General features: G+C 62.7%; 19 protein-coding genes. 11 read left to right on the forward strand and 8 right to left on the reverse strand.

The window, feature by feature from the left end:
* Positions 1-6 precede the first annotated feature (6 nt).
* The 10 genes from gspF (at position 7) to ACSOSP_RS13330 (ending at position 7,842) form a co-directional block, all read left to right on the forward strand.
* Positions 7-1,224 carry a type II secretion system inner membrane protein GspF gene (gene gspF / locus ACSOSP_RS13285; protein WP_455307301.1) on the forward strand — a complete coding sequence of 406 codons (1,218 nt, stop codon included), beginning with the start codon at positions 7-9 and terminating at the stop codon, positions 1,222-1,224.
* Positions 1,225-1,237: 13 nt separating this feature from the next.
* On the forward strand, positions 1,238-1,651 hold the full coding sequence (locus ACSOSP_RS13290; protein WP_455307303.1) for a type II secretion system protein N: 414 nt from the start codon (positions 1,238-1,240) through the stop codon (positions 1,649-1,651).
* A gap of 200 nt (positions 1,652-1,851) precedes the next feature.
* On the forward strand, positions 1,852-2,337 hold the full coding sequence (gene gspG / locus ACSOSP_RS13295) for a type II secretion system major pseudopilin GspG (RefSeq protein WP_455307305.1): 486 nt from the start codon (positions 1,852-1,854) through the stop codon (positions 2,335-2,337).
* 145 nt (positions 2,338-2,482) lie between these two features.
* On the forward strand, positions 2,483-2,905 hold the full coding sequence (locus ACSOSP_RS13300) for a GspH/FimT family pseudopilin (RefSeq protein WP_455310953.1): 423 nt from the start codon (positions 2,483-2,485) through the stop codon (positions 2,903-2,905).
* Complete coding sequence (gene gspI / locus ACSOSP_RS13305) at positions 2,905-3,333, forward strand: type II secretion system minor pseudopilin GspI (RefSeq protein WP_455307307.1); 429 nt, start codon at positions 2,905-2,907, stop codon at positions 3,331-3,333. The genes ACSOSP_RS13300 and gspI overlap by 1 nt, the downstream gene beginning before the upstream one ends.
* Positions 3,311-4,009, forward strand: coding sequence for a PulJ/GspJ family protein (locus ACSOSP_RS13310; RefSeq protein WP_455307309.1), 699 nt, complete (start codon positions 3,311-3,313; stop codon positions 4,007-4,009). Before gspI ends, ACSOSP_RS13310 begins: the two co-directional genes overlap by 23 nt.
* A 2-nt stretch (positions 4,010-4,011) precedes the next feature.
* Complete coding sequence (gene gspK / locus ACSOSP_RS13315; protein ID WP_455307311.1) at positions 4,012-5,163, forward strand: type II secretion system minor pseudopilin GspK; 1,152 nt, start codon at positions 4,012-4,014, stop codon at positions 5,161-5,163.
* A gap of 89 nt (positions 5,164-5,252) precedes the next feature.
* Entirely contained in the window at positions 5,253-6,554 is a 1,302-nt protein-coding gene (gene gspL / locus ACSOSP_RS13320) for a type II secretion system protein GspL (RefSeq protein WP_455307313.1), read from the forward strand.
* Positions 6,551-7,054: a type II secretion system protein GspM gene (gspM, locus tag ACSOSP_RS13325; RefSeq protein ID WP_455307315.1), complete on the forward strand. Its 504-nt coding sequence runs from the start codon at positions 6,551-6,553 to the stop codon at positions 7,052-7,054. Before gspL ends, gspM begins: the two co-directional genes overlap by 4 nt.
* Positions 7,051-7,842, forward strand: coding sequence for a type II secretion system protein N (locus ACSOSP_RS13330; protein ID WP_455307317.1), 792 nt, complete (start codon positions 7,051-7,053; stop codon positions 7,840-7,842). The genes gspM and ACSOSP_RS13330 overlap by 4 nt, the downstream gene beginning before the upstream one ends.
* Positions 7,843-7,968: 126 nt before the next feature.
* Here ACSOSP_RS13330 and ACSOSP_RS13335 read toward each other — a convergent pair whose 3' ends face one another.
* The 6 genes from ACSOSP_RS13335 to ada all read right to left on the reverse strand — a co-directional run bounded on the left by ACSOSP_RS13335 (position 7,969) and on the right by ada (position 15,671).
* The gene (locus ACSOSP_RS13335; protein ID WP_455307319.1) at positions 7,969-9,552 is read right to left on the reverse strand and encodes an efflux transporter outer membrane subunit; all 1,584 of its coding nucleotides are present in this window, start codon (positions 9,550-9,552) and stop codon (positions 7,969-7,971) included.
* 232 nt (positions 9,553-9,784) lie between these two features.
* Positions 9,785-10,042: a hypothetical protein gene (locus tag ACSOSP_RS13340; RefSeq protein WP_455307321.1), complete on the reverse strand. Its 258-nt coding sequence runs from the start codon at positions 10,040-10,042 to the stop codon at positions 9,785-9,787.
* An 821-nt stretch (positions 10,043-10,863) separates the two neighbouring features.
* Complete coding sequence (locus tag ACSOSP_RS13345; RefSeq protein ID WP_455307323.1) at positions 10,864-11,457, reverse strand: hypothetical protein; 594 nt, start codon at positions 11,455-11,457, stop codon at positions 10,864-10,866.
* 234 nt (positions 11,458-11,691) lie between these two features.
* On the reverse strand, positions 11,692-13,314 hold the full coding sequence (gene gshA / locus ACSOSP_RS13350; RefSeq protein ID WP_455307325.1) for a glutamate--cysteine ligase: 1,623 nt from the start codon (positions 13,312-13,314) through the stop codon (positions 11,692-11,694).
* A gap of 242 nt (positions 13,315-13,556) precedes the next feature.
* Entirely contained in the window at positions 13,557-14,471 is a 915-nt protein-coding gene (locus ACSOSP_RS13355) for a DNA-3-methyladenine glycosylase family protein (protein ID WP_455307327.1), read from the reverse strand.
* A 90-nt stretch (positions 14,472-14,561) separates the two neighbouring features.
* A complete protein-coding gene (gene ada / locus ACSOSP_RS13360) occupies positions 14,562-15,671 on the reverse strand; it encodes a bifunctional DNA-binding transcriptional regulator/O6-methylguanine-DNA methyltransferase Ada (RefSeq protein WP_455307328.1) in 1,110 nt (369 codons plus the stop codon).
* 397 nt (positions 15,672-16,068) lie between these two features.
* Here ada and ACSOSP_RS13365 point away from each other — a divergent pair, with 397 nt between their 5' ends.
* The gene (locus ACSOSP_RS13365; protein WP_455307330.1) at positions 16,069-16,476 is read left to right on the forward strand and encodes a VOC family protein; all 408 of its coding nucleotides are present in this window, start codon (positions 16,069-16,071) and stop codon (positions 16,474-16,476) included.
* Between the two features lie 17 nt (positions 16,477-16,493).
* On the opposite strand, the gene ACSOSP_RS13370 is transcribed toward ACSOSP_RS13365, so the two are convergent.
* On the reverse strand, positions 16,494-17,045 hold the full coding sequence (locus ACSOSP_RS13370) for a YaeQ family protein (RefSeq protein WP_031360972.1): 552 nt from the start codon (positions 17,043-17,045) through the stop codon (positions 16,494-16,496).
* A 364-nt stretch (positions 17,046-17,409) separates the two neighbouring features.
* Positions 17,410-17,754, reverse strand: a complete 345-nt coding sequence (sap1, locus tag ACSOSP_RS13375) for a surface attachment protein Sap1 (RefSeq protein ID WP_455307332.1) — start codon at positions 17,752-17,754, stop codon at positions 17,410-17,412.
* Positions 17,755-17,801 lie beyond the last annotated feature (47 nt).

Consider the following 17,801-nt stretch of genomic DNA (forward strand, 5'->3'; position numbering starts at 1 on the left):
ACATCCATGCCGGCGTTTCGTTTCGAGGCAATCGATCAGGCAGGCAAGTCGCAGAAAGGCGTACTCGATGCCGACAGCGCCCGCTCCGCTCGCAGCCAACTGAGGACGCAGGGGCTGACGCCGCTGGTGGTCGAAGCGGCGTCTACTCGCACGCGGGGTGAGCGCAAACAGCGCTTATCGCTGGGAAAGCGCTTGTCGCAACGCGAGCAGGCCATTCTCACGCGGCAAATCGCCAGCTTGCTGACAGCGGGTCTGCCGCTCGGCGAAACGCTTTCGGTGCTGACCGAGCAATCGGAGCGCGATTACGTTCGCGAACTGATGGCCGCCATTCGCGGCGAAGTGCTCGGCGGTCATTCGTTCGCGAATGCGTTGGCGGAACATCCGCGGGATTTTCCGGAGATCTACCGCGCGCTGGTGGCCGCCGGTGAACATACCGGCAAGCTTGGACTGGTGCTGTCGCGGCTCGCGGACTACATCGAACAACGCAATGCGCTGAAGCAGAAGATCGTGCTCGCGTTCACCTATCCCGCGATCGTCACGCTGATCGCGTTCGGGATCGTTACGTTCCTGCTGAGTTACGTGGTGCCGCAAGTGGTGAACGTGTTCGCCAGCACAAAGCAGGCGCTGCCGTTCCTCACCATTGCGATGATGGCGCTCTCCGGCTTCGTTCGGAACTGGTGGTGGGCCGGGCTGATCGGCGTGGCGTTGCTGAGCTGGTTCATCAAGAGCCTGCTTGCACGGCCCGGGCCACGCATGGCGTTCGACCGCTGGCTGCTTACCGCGCCGCTGCTCGGCAAACTCGTGCGTGGCTATAACACCGTGCGTTTCGCCAGCACGCTCGCTATCCTGACCGCGGCCGGCGTGCCGATCCTCCGCGCGCTGCAGGCCGCGGGCGAAACCCTGAGCAACCGGGCGATGAGCGCGAACATCGATGACGCGATCATCCGCGTGCGCGAAGGCACGTCGCTGTCGCGAGCGCTCGGCAACACCCGGACGTTTCCGCCTGTGCTGGTGCATCTGATCCGCTCGGGCGAAGCCACGGGCGACGTCACCACCATGCTCGACCGCGCGTCCGAAGGCGAATCGCGCGAACTCGAACGCCGCACGATGTTTCTCACGAGCCTGCTGGAACCGCTGCTGATCCTTGCGATGGGTGGCATCGTGCTGGTGATCGTGCTGGCGGTGATGCTGCCGATCATCGAATTGAATAATCTGGTGCAGTGAACAAGCCCATCTTATGAATGCATTCCAGACCCGCCTGCTATCGCTTATCGCGCTCGCCATTTTTTGCGCGACGCTGACGTGGTGGGTCATCACGCTGACCACGCACCAGAGCGCGCCGTTGCCCGCGGCCGCGGCTGGGCGCGCGCCGTCGGTGGAACAGGCCGCTACGTTGTTCGGCGGACAGTTGCAGCACCAGGAGAACCAGGACGTGCGCCTGTTCGGAATCCTCGCGCTGCAACACGGCGCGGCGGCGATCGTGAGCTACGGCGGCGAACCGGCGCGCGCGATCTCGCTGGGCGGGCCGCTGACGCCGGGCGTGACGATCAAGGAAGTGCGCGCGCGCTCGATCATCATCGATAGAAAGGGCAAAAGCGCCGAAATATTCCTGCCGCCGAATGCCCCCGGCCCGACCATTTATGTGCGCTGAAGCCGCCCAGGATCAAACGGATCGGACGGGCGCCGCTTACGAAGTGAAATCTGCCCAGGCGGGAGCTATAGAATGCTTGCCTGCCCGCTGCGACCGTTGATTATTCTGACGAATGGTCGGGCGAGGGCGGCGAACGGGCATCGACCATCATGTCGGGCCCGAGCGCTGTAACGACATCAATTGGAAAGGAAGATCAAGTCATGCAAATGTGGATGAAGCGCCGCTACGAACTCCAGACGGCGCAAACTGCCCAAGGCACACCCGGCGCACGTCGCCAGCGCGGTTTCACGCTGATCGAAATCATGGTCGTGATCGCGATTCTCGGCATTCTCGCCGCATTGATCGTACCCAAGATCATGAGCCGTCCGGACGAAGCGCGACGGGTGGCGGCGAAGGCGGACATCGGTTCGATCATGCAGTCGCTGAATCTTTATCGGCTCGATAACGGCCGTTATCCGACCCAGGAGCAGGGCCTGCACGCACTGGTCGAGAAGCCGACCACCGAGCCGGTCCCGAACAACTGGAAGGGCGGCGGTTATATGGACCGCGTTCCAGTCGACCCGTGGGGCAAGGAGTATCAATACCTGAACCCGGGTGTGCACGGTGAAGTGGACGTATTCAGCTATGGCGCCGACAGCAAACCGGGCGGTGAGGGCAATGACGCCGACATCGGCTCCTGGCAATAGGCTCTTTAGCGTCTTCTTGCCCCTCTTCTTGCCCCATTAACAGAAGCCAATCAACGTGAACACGCAGCACAGGCAGGACTGTCCAGCACCCGAGGCGCCGCGCCGCGCGAAGGTGCGGCCGCAGGCCGGCTTTACGCTGCTGGAAATGCTGGTGGTGCTGGTGATCGCGGGATTGCTGGTGTCGCTGGCGTCGGTGAAGCTCACACGCAATCCGCGCACGGATCTGAACGAGGAAGCGCAGCGCCTCGCGCTCCTGCTCGAATCCGCGGGCGACGAAGCGCAGGTGCGGGCACGGCCTATTGCGTGGCGGCCGATCGAGGGCGGTTTTCGCTTCAATATCCGCACGGAAGACGGCTGGCGTCCAATACGCGACGACCTGCTGCGCCCGCGCCGCTGGGAAGGCGGCGTGACCGGCGTGACAATCCAGTACGCCGGTTCCGAACAGTCCGCGGGCCAGGTGGTGTTCGGTACTGAAGCTATCGATACCCCGATGGAAGTGACGCTTGTCTCGGCGGCGGGCAGCGTGACGATAGTCGGCACCGGCAACGGCCGTTATCAGGTGCGCTGATGTCAACGCTCGCGCCCGGCCGTCGTCACGGCCCTTCATCCAAACTTAAACCTGAACGCTCGCGCGGCTTCACGATGATCGAAGTGCTCGTCGCGCTGGCGATCATCGCGGTGGCGCTGGCGGCGTCGCTGCGGGCGGTGGGCGCGCTTGCCACCGGCGAGGCGGACTTGCATCGGCGGCTGCTGGCCGGCTGGAGCGCCGACAACGAACTTGCGCAATTGCGGCTCACGCATTCGTGGCCGGATATCGGCTCGCGGACGTTCGATTGCTCGCAGGGCAATCTCAAGCTGATTTGCACCGACCGTGTGTCGGCCACGCCGAATCCGATTTTCCGGCGGGTGGAAGTCGTCGTGGAGTCGCCCGGTATCTCCGGCAATCTCGCGCAAATGGTCATGGTGGTGGCGAATGAAACCAATCGTTCGCTCTAGGCGGGACGTTCGCGGCGCTCGTGGCGTTCGTGGCGTTCGTGGATTTACGCTGATCGAGATGCTGGTCGCCATCGCGATCTTCGCGGTGATCGCGGTGCTGTCGTGGCGTGGCCTCGACCAGATCATGCGCGGCCGCACGACCATCAGCAACGCGATGGAAGACGAACGCGTCGTGGCGCAATTGTTCGACCAGATGCGCATCGACGCCCGCCAGGCCGCTACCGAAGACGAAGCCGGGCAGGCTGCGGTGGCTATCGGCGGGAATGCGCTGCAGATCGTGCGCGGTGTCTACACGGCCGGCGTGGCGCCGCGCTTGCAGGTCGTGCGCTACCGGCTGACGGACAATGGCCGGGTGGTGCGGTTTGCGTCGCCGCCGCTCGGTAACGTGGGTGAAGTGCGGCGGGCGTTATCGGCGTCGGACAACTCCGACGGCTGGACCGCGATACCACTGATGGGCGGCGTCTCGACCTTCGCCACGCGCGCCTACGTGCCCCAATCCGGCTGGACGATGCGCATGGCTGACGTCGCGGCGCGAATCACGCTGAACGACAACAACCTGAAAGTGCCGCAGCTCGGCAACGAGCCGTTGGCGCGTGCGGTGACGGGCATTCAGATTGCGGTCGGCGCGCACAATCTGGCGCAGCCGATCACTCGCGTGTTCCTGATCGGAGAATGACCATGCGTTCTTCATCGGCTCAGGCGAAAGGGGTCAGGTCAGCGAGGCCTTCCAGGCATGTGCAACAGCGCGGCGTCGCGATCATCAGCGCGCTGCTGGTCGTGGCGTTGTCGGCCATCATCGTGTCGGGATTGTTGTGGCGCGAGCAGGTGCAGGTCCGCCGTATCGAGAACCAGAAGCTGCTCGCACAGGCGCAATGGATTTCGCGCAGCGCGCTGGACTGGACCCGGCTGATCCTGCGATCCGAAGCGGATACCTCGCCGACCGTCACGTACCTCGGCGGCGTATGGGGTGTGCCGATCGCAAAAACGCGGCTCTCGGATTTTCTCGGGCAAATTGGCGATGTGCGGGCGCAGCAGGGCGCATCAACGTATCTGTCGGGATCGATTGAAGATGCGCAGGCCAAGTTCAACCTGCGCAACCTTGTCTCCACGCCCACGCCCGGCTTGCTGATCATCAATGCGCAGGAGATTGCGTCGTTCCAGCGGCTGCTGACGTTGCTCGGGCTCGATGCCTCGCTGGCGAAAAACGTCGCGCTGCAGCTTCGCGCCGGACTGGCGCAATCGGCGACGCGCTTCCAGGCGCAATCGACTACTGCGGCCGCGAACAGCACGCCGTCCACCGTGGCGGCCGCAATCGCGCAGGGCGGCGGAACGGGCGGCGGAACGGGCGGCGGCAATTTTACCGATGACCCGGGCCTCGCCGATGCGAACAGCAACACGCCCGTCGCGCCGCTGCAGATGATCAACGTGGAGTCGCTGCTCGATGTCCCCGGTTTTACGCCGGAAGCCGTGGAGAAATTGCGGCCGTTCGTGACCGTGCTGCCGACCACGACGTCGGTGAACATGAATACAGCGACCGCTGAAGTGATTGCGGCGACGGTGCCTGGCATGTCGCTTTCGCAGGCGCAGGCGTTTGTCGCGCGCCGCGAGACCGTGTTTTTCCACGATATCTCTAACGTGACACTCGCGTTGACGGGCGCGGGCGCGAATACCGACAACATCGATTCGAATCAGATGGACGTGACCACGAAGTATTTCCTGATCCACGGCCGCGTGCAGCACGAGCGGGCGGAAGTGGACCGAACAACTTTGCTGTATCGCGATCCGGCGACGCATAGCACGCGTATTGTCTATGTTCGTGACCAGCTTTGATGCGCCGGGATGGATTTCATCTTGGCAGATTCATTGCGGCGTCGCAGTACAGTGAATAACTTTCGATTCAGAAAACAAGAGAGCGGCCTTTGAGCACATTGATCGTCCTACTGCCGCCGCGCGATCCGGCGGTGCGCTCCGAAGAGTGGCATTTGCCGGAGCTGCCCTTTTTGCTGCTCGACAAGCGCAACGTCACGCAGCGGAGCGGCCGCGCCGCGCTTTCGCTGCTGCCGCGCGCGAGCGCGACGGTGCTGATCGTCGCTGCGCGCGACCTGTTGCTGACCGCCGCGCAAATGCCGCCGCTGAAAGGGCCGCGCTTGCGCCAGGCGTTGCCCAACGTGGTCGAGGATCAGCTGATCCAGGATCCGCAGACGTGCCATATCGCCGTCGATCCGGTCGCGCTCGCGAGCGGCCGGCGCGTGCTGGCGGTGATCGATCGCGGCTGGTTCCGCTTCGTGCTCGAGGCGTTTGCGAACGCGGGGCATCGGAATGTGAAGGCCGTGCCGGCCATGCGCTGCCTGCCGTTGCATGAAAGCGCCGCCGATACCCCGAATCCGTTCGTCGCGGGCATCCTGGGCGACGTGCTGGCAACCGCTCCGGTTCTGCTCGGCGGCGGGACGCTCCGGCCGCCGGAGAGCGCTACGACGCGTGTAGAGATCGCCATTGCACGCGGCGAGCACGCGGCGCTGGGCGAAGGTTTGGCCATTCCCACCGATGCCGTGACGTCCACGCTCAGCGCGCTCGCGGGCGCCCAGCCGGCCACGCTGTACGCCCTGCGCGACGTTCCCGGGGCGGAGCCGCGGTTGGCCTCGGCTCGGCCCGCGATTCCCGGCGCGCAGCCGCTGACGTTCGAAACCCTCGCACGCAACGCGCTCACGAACCACTTCGACCTGTGCCAGTTCGAGTTCGCCGCGCAGCCGTGGCGGCTCGACCGCGCGACCATGCGGCGCCTGAGGCTGCCGGTGGCGCTGCTGGCCGGGGCGCTGGTGGTAGCAATGATCGGCATCAACATTCAATGGCTGCAGCTCGCCCGGCAACGCGACGCGATCAACGCGCAGATGACCGAAACGCTCCTCAACACGTTCCCGAAAACCACGGTCGTGCTGGATGCGCCCGACCAGATGTCGCGTCAGCTCGACCGCTTGCGGCTGGTGTCGGGGCAGCTGTCGCCGTCTGATTTCCTCTCTCTCGCCGATGCCCTCGCCCGCTCGCTCGGCCCGATTCCGGTGAACGGGATCGCGGGGCTGGATTACCACGACCGGCGGCTGGAAGTGACCTTCAAGCCGGAAACCAAGGTCGATCCTGGCTTGCAGCAACGGTTGGCGACGAACGGGCTGGCAGGCGGTATCGACAGCAATACCGGCAAGTGGACCGTCAGGAGCGCCCAATGAAACAAACCCTCATCGACACTTGGGGCGAGTTCTGGAACGCGCGCACCCAGCGCGAAAAAACCATCCTGATGTGGGGTGGGCTCGTGGTGGCCATCGCGATCGTGTACCTGGTGCTGTGGGCGCCCGCCTATGAAGGCCGCGCCCGGCTTCGCAGCGCGCTGCCCGGCATGCAGTTCCAGCTCGCGCAGATGACCGCGCAAGCGAACGAGGCGCGCTCGCTGGCAGGCGGCGGGCAGGGCGTCACGCCGACCGGAGGCGCGTTGCGCGACGCGCTGGCAAAGTCCCTCACCGATAACAACATGCCCCCCGCGCAGGTCCAGGTTGTTGGCGCGGGCATACAGATTCAGCTTAAGAATGCGTCATTCCCGGAATGGACGGTGTGGCTCGACAGCGTGCGCAAGCAGTTCAAGGTGCAGGTCAGCGAGGCGCATATCACAGCGCTGAAACCCGACGGCCAGGTGGATCTGACGGCATCGCTGCAACCGGCCCAGGTGCAATGAACTACGGCATGCGACGGCTTCTCGCGGCGTGGCCGTGGTTCGTGGTGGCGGGAATATCGGTGCTCGTGACGCTGGCCGTCATGATGCCGGCGGCCTGGATCGTGCCGCAATTCGCGAAGTCCACGGACGGCCATGTGAATCTCGTCGATCCGGCCGGCTCGCTCTGGAAGGGTTCGGCCACGCTGATGCTGGCGACCGGCAGCGGTGCGGCCGCCGCCGACGGCGCGACGCTCCTGCCGGGACGGATCGAGTGGCGCACGGCTTTCTGGCCTTTGTTCACCGGCCATGTGCGCATGGAGATGCGCCAGACGGACTCCATGCCGGATCCGGTTTTCGTCGATGCCGGTCTTTCCGGTTCGACAGTCTCGCCGGGCGCGATTGCCGTGCCGGCGAGCCTGCTCTCAGGTCTGGGCGCGCCGTTCAACACGCTCAACATGGAAGGCAATGTGCGCCTGACCTGGACCGAATGGCGGATGCTCGGGCAAAACACGTACGGGCAGGTGATCGTGACGCTCGGCGACATGGCGTCCAGCGTGTCGCGCGTGAAGCCGCTGGGATCGTATAAGGTGGTGTTTCAGGCGGAAGGCCAGGCGGGAACGATCAATTTGACGACGACGTCGAAAGGGCCGTTGCTGTTGAGTGGACAAGGGACGGTGTCGAAGACATCGAGTGCGTTCAACGGCGTGGCGACGGCCACACCGGACGCACGCGAAAACCTGGCGGGATTGTTGAACCTGCTCGGACGGCATACGGGGCCGGATAGCGTCGAGCTGACCTTCGTTCGATAAAGATCTGGCGACGAAGGGCGCGTTAGTCGCGCTTTGCCTGCCAGTTCCGGCACCGCGTTAGCCGTGAAGGACGTGGCGTACCGGTGTAGACAGAAGGACTCCGCGGCATCCTCGCCCCGGCGCGTCTTACTCTTTGACCGTACCGCCGTTGGTGGCCGCAACGGTCGACGAACTTTGCGCGGAATTCAATCCCTGCACCGCAGAGCCACTCGCCGAAACCGGGACCGGACCCGCAACCGGCGCCGCTGCGCTGCCGGTTTCCTGATCCATTTGCGCCGAGTCCCAGCCGCCGCCGAGCGCCTTGATCAATCCCACCGACGACACCATCCGTTGCCCGGCAATGCTCGCCAGCTTCTGCTCGGCGGTGAACGCCGTGGTCTGTGCCGTGAGCACATTGATGAACCCGACCGTGCCTGACTTGTACTGATTGGTCACGATAGCCAACGCCTGCTGCGCCGACGCCACCGCTTGCTGCTGGATCCCGATCTCATTCCCGAGGATTCTCTGCGACGCGAGGTTGTCCTCGACATCCTGGAACGCGGTCAGCACCGTTTGCCGATACGTTGCCACGGCCGAGTCATACGACGCGCGCGCAGCTTCGGTCTGGGCGGCTCGCAAGCCGCCATCGAAAATGGTCGCAGCCAAGTCCGGTCCGAGCGTCCAGAAGCGCGAAGGCGCGGTTAGCAATTGCGAAAATATTGAGCTTTGAAAACCCCCGCTCGCCGACAAGGTTAGCGTGGGGAAAAACGCCGCAATCGCCACGCCGATCTGCTCGTTCGCCTGCGCCGCCTTGCGCTCGGCCGACGCAATGTCGGGCCGCCGTTCGAGGATGGCAGACGGCAGTTGCAGCGGCACGTCGGGCGGCGTTGCGTCGAGCGGTGATGAAGCGATGGAGAACGTCGACGCCGGTTCGCCGACCAGCACGGCGATCGCGTGTTCGTATTGCGCGCGGGCGACGCCGTTATCGATAGCCGACGCTTGTGCCGATTGCAATTGCGTCTGCGCCTGGATCACGTCCGAGCGGGCGGCCGTGCCTTGGGCGTACTGGTTCTGCGTGAGTTGCAGCGTGCGCTGATAGGCAGCGACGGTGTCGTCGAGGAGCTTTTGCTGCGCGTCCAGCGAACGCAACTGGAAGTAAGTCTGCGCGAGCGTGCCTTGCGCCGAGAGCCGGGCGTTGGCGAGATCGGCCGCGGCGCTTTGCTCACCGGCGCGCTGCGCGCCGACCGTCCGGCTGACAGTGCCCCACAGATCCGGTTCCCAGGACGCATCGAGGGAAAGATCGTAGCTATTGTTGATTGAACCGCCGCTGGTGACTGACCCGCTCGAGCGGCTGGAGGAACGTGCCCGCGAGCCCGTCGCCGATAACCCCAAGGTCGGAAAATACGCCGCGCGCGCTTCCGAGACGAGCGCCCGGGACTGCCGGTAAGCCGCCGCGAATTGCGCAATAGTCTGGTTCGACGCGTTCAGCCGCGTCTCGAGGTCGTTCAACTGCGGATCGTTATAAATCGCCCACCAGTTTCCACGGTCCATCCGGTCGGAAGGCTGCGCGACTTTCCAGCCTTCCGGCGCCTCTTTATACGATGCGGGAACGGCGGTGTCGGGGCGTTTGTAGTCGGGACCGACGGCGCAGCCGGCCATGGTCAGTGCCAGGGTCACGGCCAGGACGATGGCGGACTTGCGAGGAAAGACGGGGATTCGGGTGAATGGCATCTGCTCTGGATTCCTGTCGGAGATTGCGTGCGCTTCGACACGACGTGGCGTGAAGCGCTTCATGCAAGCGGTCCGAAATGGTAACTGAACGCACGCGAAGGGCGAGCGTCGGGCAGGCGTTAGGGTAACGGTTTGAAAGGTAGCCGGGTGTTACCCGCAGCGTGCGTTCGGTTACGGGTCGTTACGCAACCTGGTGTTGCATAACGACGCGCCAGGAACAGCGCCGGGGGTATCAGGCGTCGCAGTGCTTCGGACGACAGAGCAGCGGAGTCTTGGCGGGAGCCGGGGCCGGCGCATTGCGCGTGCGGCGGTTTTCGAACCACGCCGCACCCAATACGACAAACGAGCCGCCCGGCAGCAAGAACACGATCACATACAGCGCCAGCTTCCATGAGCTCAGATTGGGCGGCAGGACGTGCAGCAAGGTGGCACTGATCGAGTGGCCGAAGCGTCGGCCGAGGAGAAGGGTGGTTTGGGCAGCGCGGTTCATCGGGTAAATCCATTTTTGCATCGAATGATTCGATGCTTTCAGTCGGTCAGAACATGGTCTCGGGTGGCGCTTTAGCGCGTAACTCGTTGCTTAGAATAATATTGACTATGCAATCTATTTTCAAGATGCGGTCGTTAGCAAATTTTTCCAGTGTTGTTTTTCAGTCGAGAGCGCGGGCTTGTGTGGGATGGGTATCCGTTGGCTGGCGGATGCGGCACGTCGTTTTGATTCACGGACTTTCATCGCCGACGTTTTGCGCGTTGCGATCGGCAATGCTTTGATGGACAGTTCGCGGCTTTTGAGTGTCGCGTGAATTTCCTTAGCCGGAAGCGGTCGAGGCTGCTGCTTACCGCTTTCAGCCCGCCAGAACAGGGACTTTTGGGGAAAACGCACTCTTGAGCGGGAGGGTCGTTGCGCATCCGACAGGCTGCGTGTCATTCGGAGTCAGGCGAGCGATCCAGGTCAGCAGAGATTCCCCAGCGCGGAAAAATGATGCAAGGGTTTTAGGCAGACGCGGAGACTTCTGGTTGGACTCATCTGCACCTGCTTGGGCTCGGCGGAGACGCCGCGAGCACACCGAAGAGGCGAAGGCACAGCTCATTACCTCGTCAAATTAAAACAATGCCTATGCAAGGGTTTTGGCTATCGAATTGATAGCAACGAATCTGTCGATGCACCTATTAGTATGTAGACGCCACATTTTCGTCAATTGTCGCCGTCTTGCCGGCGCACACGGCGTTTGGCTGATTACCTGATTACATAAGCGAAGGCCGCGCCTCCAACGAGAGCGCGGCCTTCTGCAATCAAAATCCGCGGAAAACCTATTGCGGCGTCAGGTTTTGACCAGATTGTCCCGGCTGATTCTGGAGCGTTGGCGGCATTGGCTGGACGGGCAGGTTTTGCTGCATCGGCTTCGATGGCGGCGCGGGGGAAACCGGCGGCAACGCGTTACCGGACGCCGTCGCGCCTCCCGGCGTGCCCATCTGCGATGGCCCGCCGCGTACAAACTGCTTGAAGTCCGCGCCGGCCTTCCACGGATTCGGCTCGCAACCGAGCATGTTGTCGCAATGGGCGGCGAATCCGATCGTCGCAGTCCCTTCATTGCTCGGCGTCTTGGTGATCTGGTACGCGAGGGCGCGTTTGCCGCCGGACGGGCCGTCGGTCTGGATGATCGAATCCGTGACGGTCTGAAGCTTGTATTCGGAGTGGTTAATCACCCAAACCTGCGCGCGGGCCCACCACGCGTCGCATTCGGCCTTGTTCGTACAGGTGAGCGGCGCCGTGGCTTGTTCCATGGTCTCGCCTGAAATCTGGCCGGTCGTCGAGCAGCCGGCCAGCAGCGTGATCGCTGCCGCCACCGTGCTGATTGCCGCGAACTTGGCCAGGCTGGCGCTTCCCAACAAAGGCTTTCGCATTTTTCTTCCTCTCCTTATATGTGTCCAGGCTGGCCGATCGTGCCCGGCCAGCCGCTGATTGGTCTGGTTCAGCTGATACGTCGCTATTTTCAGACCTGACCCGCGGACGAGCGTTTCCACGCGTTGCGCACTGTTGCAAAACAAGTAAGGGTTGCCGCTGCTGAAGCTGTGCGGCGAGGAAAAAGCTGCTGGATTTGCGATGGGCACCGGCTTTGAAGCCGGCGCCCGGCAGGTTCAAACGCTAATGCGGTTCAACGTATAAGCCCGATAAGCGCCGACGAAGGCATCGAACGAACCGACCTCTTCACGCTCGATTCTTGCCTGATCGTCCAGCGACTTTACGGCGAGCGCCGCCATTTCACGCTCGGCGTCGGCGCTGAGCGGACGGCCACGGAAGTAATCGGCATGCTTCGCGCTCAGTTCCATCGCGAATTCGTTGAAGCTTTGATTCCGCTCGCGCATGGTCTGGAGCACGCGGGCGGACGGCGTCAGCGAGACATCGGCCAATCGTGCGCGCTGGGCCTTCAAAGCCGTCATGTGTTCATCGATGCCATGCAGCGCGTCGAGCGCCTGCGCGACCGGTTCGATGGCGTCGAGCAATGAATCCGCCCAGCCCTGCATAGGCACTTCACGGCCGTCGCGCGCCAGCGTCAGGCCGGGCTTGCGGCCTTCCTTCGTGATGCGCGCGAAGTTCTCGTTGGCTTCCTCGTTGGCGGCGCGCGGCAGAAGCGGGCTGTCTTCGAGCGCGCAATACAGCAGATACGCGTCCATGAAACGCGTGGTCTCAAGCGAAATCCCGGTCGGCTGGAACGGGTCGATATCGAGGCAACGCACTTCAATGTATTGCACGCCACGCGACGACAACGCATGCAACGGCCGCTCACCGGGTTGCGTGACGCGCTTTGGCCGAATGGTCGAGTAGAACTCGTTCTCGATCTGCAGCACGTTGGTGTTGATCTGCACCCATTCGCCGTCGCGCCGCTGCGTGCCCATGGCTTCATACGCCGGATACGGCTCGCTGACCGCTTTCGCGAGCACGTCGAGGTAACCGTCGAGCGTGTCGTAGCTTGGCAGCAACGCGGATTGCGCCGGGTTGTTCGTGTAGCCGAGATCGCTCATCCGCAGGCTGGTGGCGTACGGTAAATATCGCGTGGTGGCGTCGAAGGTCTCGAGCGAATTCGGGCGGCCGCGCAGGAACTGCTCATTGAGCGCAGGCGATGCGCCGAATAAATACATCGGCAGCCAGCTTGTGCGGCGAAAATTCCGGATCAGCGCGAAATACCGTTCGGACTGGAAATCGACGAGCGGCACGGCGCTGCGGTTATCGAGCGCGGCCCACGCGCGCCATACGTCTTCGTGCAGCGAATAGTTGTAGTGAATCCCGGCGATGCACTGCATGGTGCGGCCGTATCGGAGCGACAAACCGCGCCGGTACACATGCTTCAACATGCCGATATTCGATGTCCCATACCAGCCGAGCGGGATGTCCTGATCGGCGGGAAGCACGCCGGGCATGGAGTCGTTCCAGAGCAATTCGCTGCCGAGATGGGCGTAGGCGAAGCGATGCAAGTCGTCCAGTTGCTCCAGCGTGCGCGCGACGTCGTGCTCGGCCGGCGTGATCAGTTCGATCAGCGCTTCGGAGTAGTCGGTGGTGATGAGCGGATGCGTGAGCGCGGAGCCGAATGTGCGTGGATGCGGCGTGGTGGCGAGCGTACCGTCGCGCGTCACCCGCAGGCTTTCCTTCTCGATGCCGCGCAGCCCCTGGCGCAACGCCGCGCTTTGAGGGCCGCTGGTCAGCGCGGATAAGCGGCGCCGGAAGGCGCTGTCGGACGGAGAAGAGAAATTCGTATTTGCCATTGCTGCTACGGTTGCGTGTCGGGCGCAGAACAGAATGCGCCGAACCAGATTTTTTAGGTAGCGGGCACTTTAACATCTCAGTGTAAGACGTGCTTGAACCCTTGCCGGATAAGGGTTTGCGCGAATTCAAGCCGTTTGGAGCGGGAGTCTCGGCGATGGCGTTTGATAGATGATGCAGGCGTTGCGGTTCGGCTGGGTAACCGCCGGTGGTTTTTTTGAATGCGCTTTGGACGTGCGCAGCGTCACCCGCCCTTCGCCGACCCCGCCCGATCCGCGATCTCGTTCCACACATGCAGGGCAGCATAGGCGCGATATGGCCGCCACGCCTCAGCTCGGGCGCGCAATGTCGCCGCTTTCGCCATCGACGGATCGCGTGCGACCAACGACTGCATCAGGATCAGGTCGGTGCCGGGCCACGCATCGGCATCGCGCAGGGCGCGCATCGCGACATATTCCACGGTCCACGGCCCGATACCCGGCATGGCCAGCAACGCCGCCCGCAGTTCGGCGCGGTCCGCATTCGGATCGTCCAAAGGCAGCGCGCCTGCCGCGACCTCGCGCGCAAACCCCTGCAACGCGGCCACGCGTTTGCCCGGCATGCCGATCTTCTCCAGATCGACCGCGGCCAGCGCGGCGGCCGTCGGGAAACGCCAGGCCGTACCGAGATGCGGATGATCGGTCAGCGGCGTACCGGCACGTTCGACGAGTCTTCCCACAATGGTCGATGCCGCTTTCACGCTGACCTGTTGGCCGACTATCGCGCGCACGACCAGCTCGAAGCCGGACCACGCGCCGGGTACACGCAACCCGGGCACGGCTCGCGTCAGTGGCGCGAACCATGGATCGCGGGCGAGATGGGCGGCGATCGCGGGTGCATCGGCCTGGAGATCGAACATGCGCGTGAGATGCTCGCCGATCGCTTTCGCGTGGCGGCTCGCCGCGCCTTCCAGCGTCGCGACGAGACACGGCTTGCTGGCGTGTTTCGTCACGCTGAGCGTGCCCGAATCGCCGAGCCACTCGATCGCACGGCGATACGCACCGTCTTCCACCGCTTCGACGCCAAGCGTCGCGCGTCCCGCGAAAAATCGCAGGACGCGTGGCCAATCGTAGGGTTCAACGTAGGGCAGCTGGATGCGGGTGGGTTTGGTTGGTGGCAATTTGGGCGCGTTCGAAAGCAGGGAGGATCGGGGTGCAGGATCGGGATGCGAATCGGCATCGTAGCGCTCAATGTGATTTGAGAACTGCCATCAACCCAGATCCTCCGCGTCGACGGTTTCAAGTGGTGCCGTCACCCGATGCTCTTTTTCCGCCGATAACAACGCGACCTTGCGCGCGGTTCCCCATCGATACCCCGCCAGCGCGCCATCCTTATGCACCACGCGATGACACGGAATGGCAAGCGCCACAGGATTCGATGCGCACGCGTTCGCCACCGCCCGCACCGCCCGCGGCGACCCAAGCGTTTCGGCGATATCGGAATAACTGCGTGTCTGGCCGTATGGAATCCTCTGTAACGCGTCCCACACGCGCTGCTGAAAAGCAGTTGAACTGATATCGAGCGGCAGGTCGAAGTGCTCTCGCGTGCCACGCAAATAAGCATCGATCTGCACGATAAACGGTGCGAGCCGCGTCTTATCTTCGATCCGATCCGCATCCGACAACTCTTGCGCCAGTTCGGCTTCGAGCACGGCCGGGTTATCGCCGAAAGCGATCTTGCAGATACCCTTGGGCGTTGCCGCGACCAGCACGATGCCGAGCGCCGTCTGTGCAGTGGCGTAATGCACGACCAGTCCCGCCCCCTTGCGTCGATAAGTCGACGGCGTCATCCCCAGCTCGGCCGGCGCCGCCTCATACATCCGCGATGTCGACCCGAAGCCGGCGTCGTGCATGGCGCGCGTCACGTCGTCGCCACGCTGCAGCGCGCCGCGTAGCGTATCCGCGCGGCGGGCGGCTTGATATTGACGCGGCGACACGCCAACCACACGCGAAAACAGCCGCTGCAAATGAAACGCGCTGACATGCACCGCGCGGCTCAATTCCGCGAGCGTGACGCGTTGCTGCGGGTCGGCGTCGAGCACCTTGCACGCCCGCTCCACGATCGCCAGCTCGCGCGACAGACTACCCGGCTGACACCGCTTGCATGCCCGATAGCCGGCGGCTTCGGCTTGTTGCGTGGTATCGAAGAATTCGACGTTTTCACGTCGTGGCTGGCGCGACGCACACGATGGGCGGCAAAACACGCCGGTCGTGCGAACGGCATAAAAGAATTCGCCGTCGGCGCCGGAGTCGCGGCTCGACAAGGCGTTCCAACGGGTTTCATCGTTGGAAAAAGTAGCGGTGCTGGGTTCGGTTTTCATCACAATCCTCGGTTTGCGAAGGGTACGTGACTACTTTAGAGGCGTACGTCTATAGGTACTCGCCGGATCTTGCTCTGTCATTTCTTCCTTGGAGGACGGGGCTTTGAACGCATGGACAAATGACGCACAGATGCGACACATCACCACCATAGGGGTTTTTACTACGATAAGTGTTGCGTCGACCCTATCGGCTGTGTAATATCGGAACTGTCTCCTCCATGTCTCCTCCTGATATGGATTCAGCCCGCTCCGCAACGAGCGGGCTTTTTTTCGTCTGTACGCTGCGCGTACGATTCGCAGCCTTGATAGCCGTGCTGTTTCGCAACACCAGCTAAACTCGAGGCTGGCTTTTTCCGCTCGTTTATTGTCGGTTATCACGCAAGAACGGAGATACGCGATGCTAATACCCATCCGCGAGATTGATCACGTCGTGATTCGCTGTGCGAACCTTGATGCCATGGTCGGCTTTTACAAGACGGTGCTGGGCTGTCCGGTAGAGAAGGAGCAACGCGAGCTTGGGCTGGTGCAAATGCGCGCAGGACGCTCGCTGATCGATCTGCTGGCGGTGGGCGCGAAAATCGACCGGCCCGAAAGTGGCACACAGGGCGCGGGCAACAACATGGATCACCTGTGCCTGCGCGTGGAACCCTTCGACTCCGCCGCGTTGCGCGCGCATCTGCTTGAGAACGGTGTGCGCCTGGGGGAAGAAGGGCGTCGATACGGTGCTGAAGGCTTCGGTCCGTCGCTGTATCTCTTCGATCTGGAAGGCAATCTTGTCGAACTGAAGGGACCGCCCGAAGCCTGAGCGGCGGTCGCTACGGATCAGCGCGGTTTTCCCTTGAACACTGTCCAGTCGATAGCGACCGGATCAACCGTCGCGCTGCCCAGTGAGGCCTCGCCGTCCTGCACCGTACATTGAAGCCGCATGGTCCGCTCGGCCAACGCGCCGAGCGCTGCGGCCACGCCATCGGTGAGCGACCATACGGTCACGTTTTGCATCCGCTCGACCTTCGCCTTGACGCCCTGCCACCAGATTTCGGAGGTGCGGCCGCCATACGCGATCACGATCACCCGATCCGCGCGTCCGCTCGCCTTGGCGATGCGACGCTCTTCGGGTTGCCCCACTTCAATCCACGTTTCGATTTGTCCGGTCAGATCCTTTTGCCAGAGGTCGGGTTCGTCGGTGTCGGACAACCCTTTGGTGAATTCGAGGCGTTCGCTCGCGAATAACGCGAACGCGGCGACGCGCACCATCATCCGGTCGTCTGTTTCGGACGGATGCCGGGCGATCGTCAGCGCGTGGTCGCCGTAGTAGTGCCGATCCATGTCGGCGATTTGCAATTCAGCTTTGTAGATTGTGGATTTAAGGGCCATGCAACACCGGAAAGCCTGTTTGAGAGGCCGGAAAAAGGGGGAATTCAGAACGGATGGTTCGGGCGGAGCCGCAGCGTGCTGACGCATACCGACGCGTTCCGAATGACATTCGATGACGTTCGACGCGTGATGATACCGAACGCGTTCGTTCGTTGCGGGGAATCGCTGGTGGAGGGGAGGTGTTGCCGGCGGCTTGGAGTTGACCCATGCCGCTGCCGGTGCAGCGTAAGACCGTCCTGCGAGGACGCATAACCAGCCCGGCGGGCGTGAATAAATTCACGCCGCAAGATAATGCCGCGACTAGATAAGCGGCGGCTTTTACGCCGCCGTCATCATTTCAAACCGTGAGTTGTATCTGATTAATTCATTGCTTAATAAATCGATCCGCAGTCCACAAGCCTTGCGTATCGTTGTTTGCGGCATTCACAAATTCGACATCGTGGCCGACAACCTGCACTACACGGAAATGAGCGCCTTCCGGAGCCGGGATGCATTGAAATCCGGTGAAGAATTCCTGCATTTTCTGTTGCTCGCCAGCTTGGGCGTGCTGATCGGCGGAATCGAATTTGTCCTTCGATAAACAGCCGAACGCATTAGGCATGAAACTGAAGGTTTGTTGCGGCTGGATCACCTTGTCCTGGGCCTGAACCGAGGTGATCGCGCCCAATAAGCCGATCATCGCAAAACCAGCAATGGCGCGCATCTTCATCTATAGCCTCCATACAACTCTTTAACGAGATTTAGCTATGTATTCAG

It is taken from the genome of Caballeronia sp. KNU42 (genome assembly GCF_053760385.1).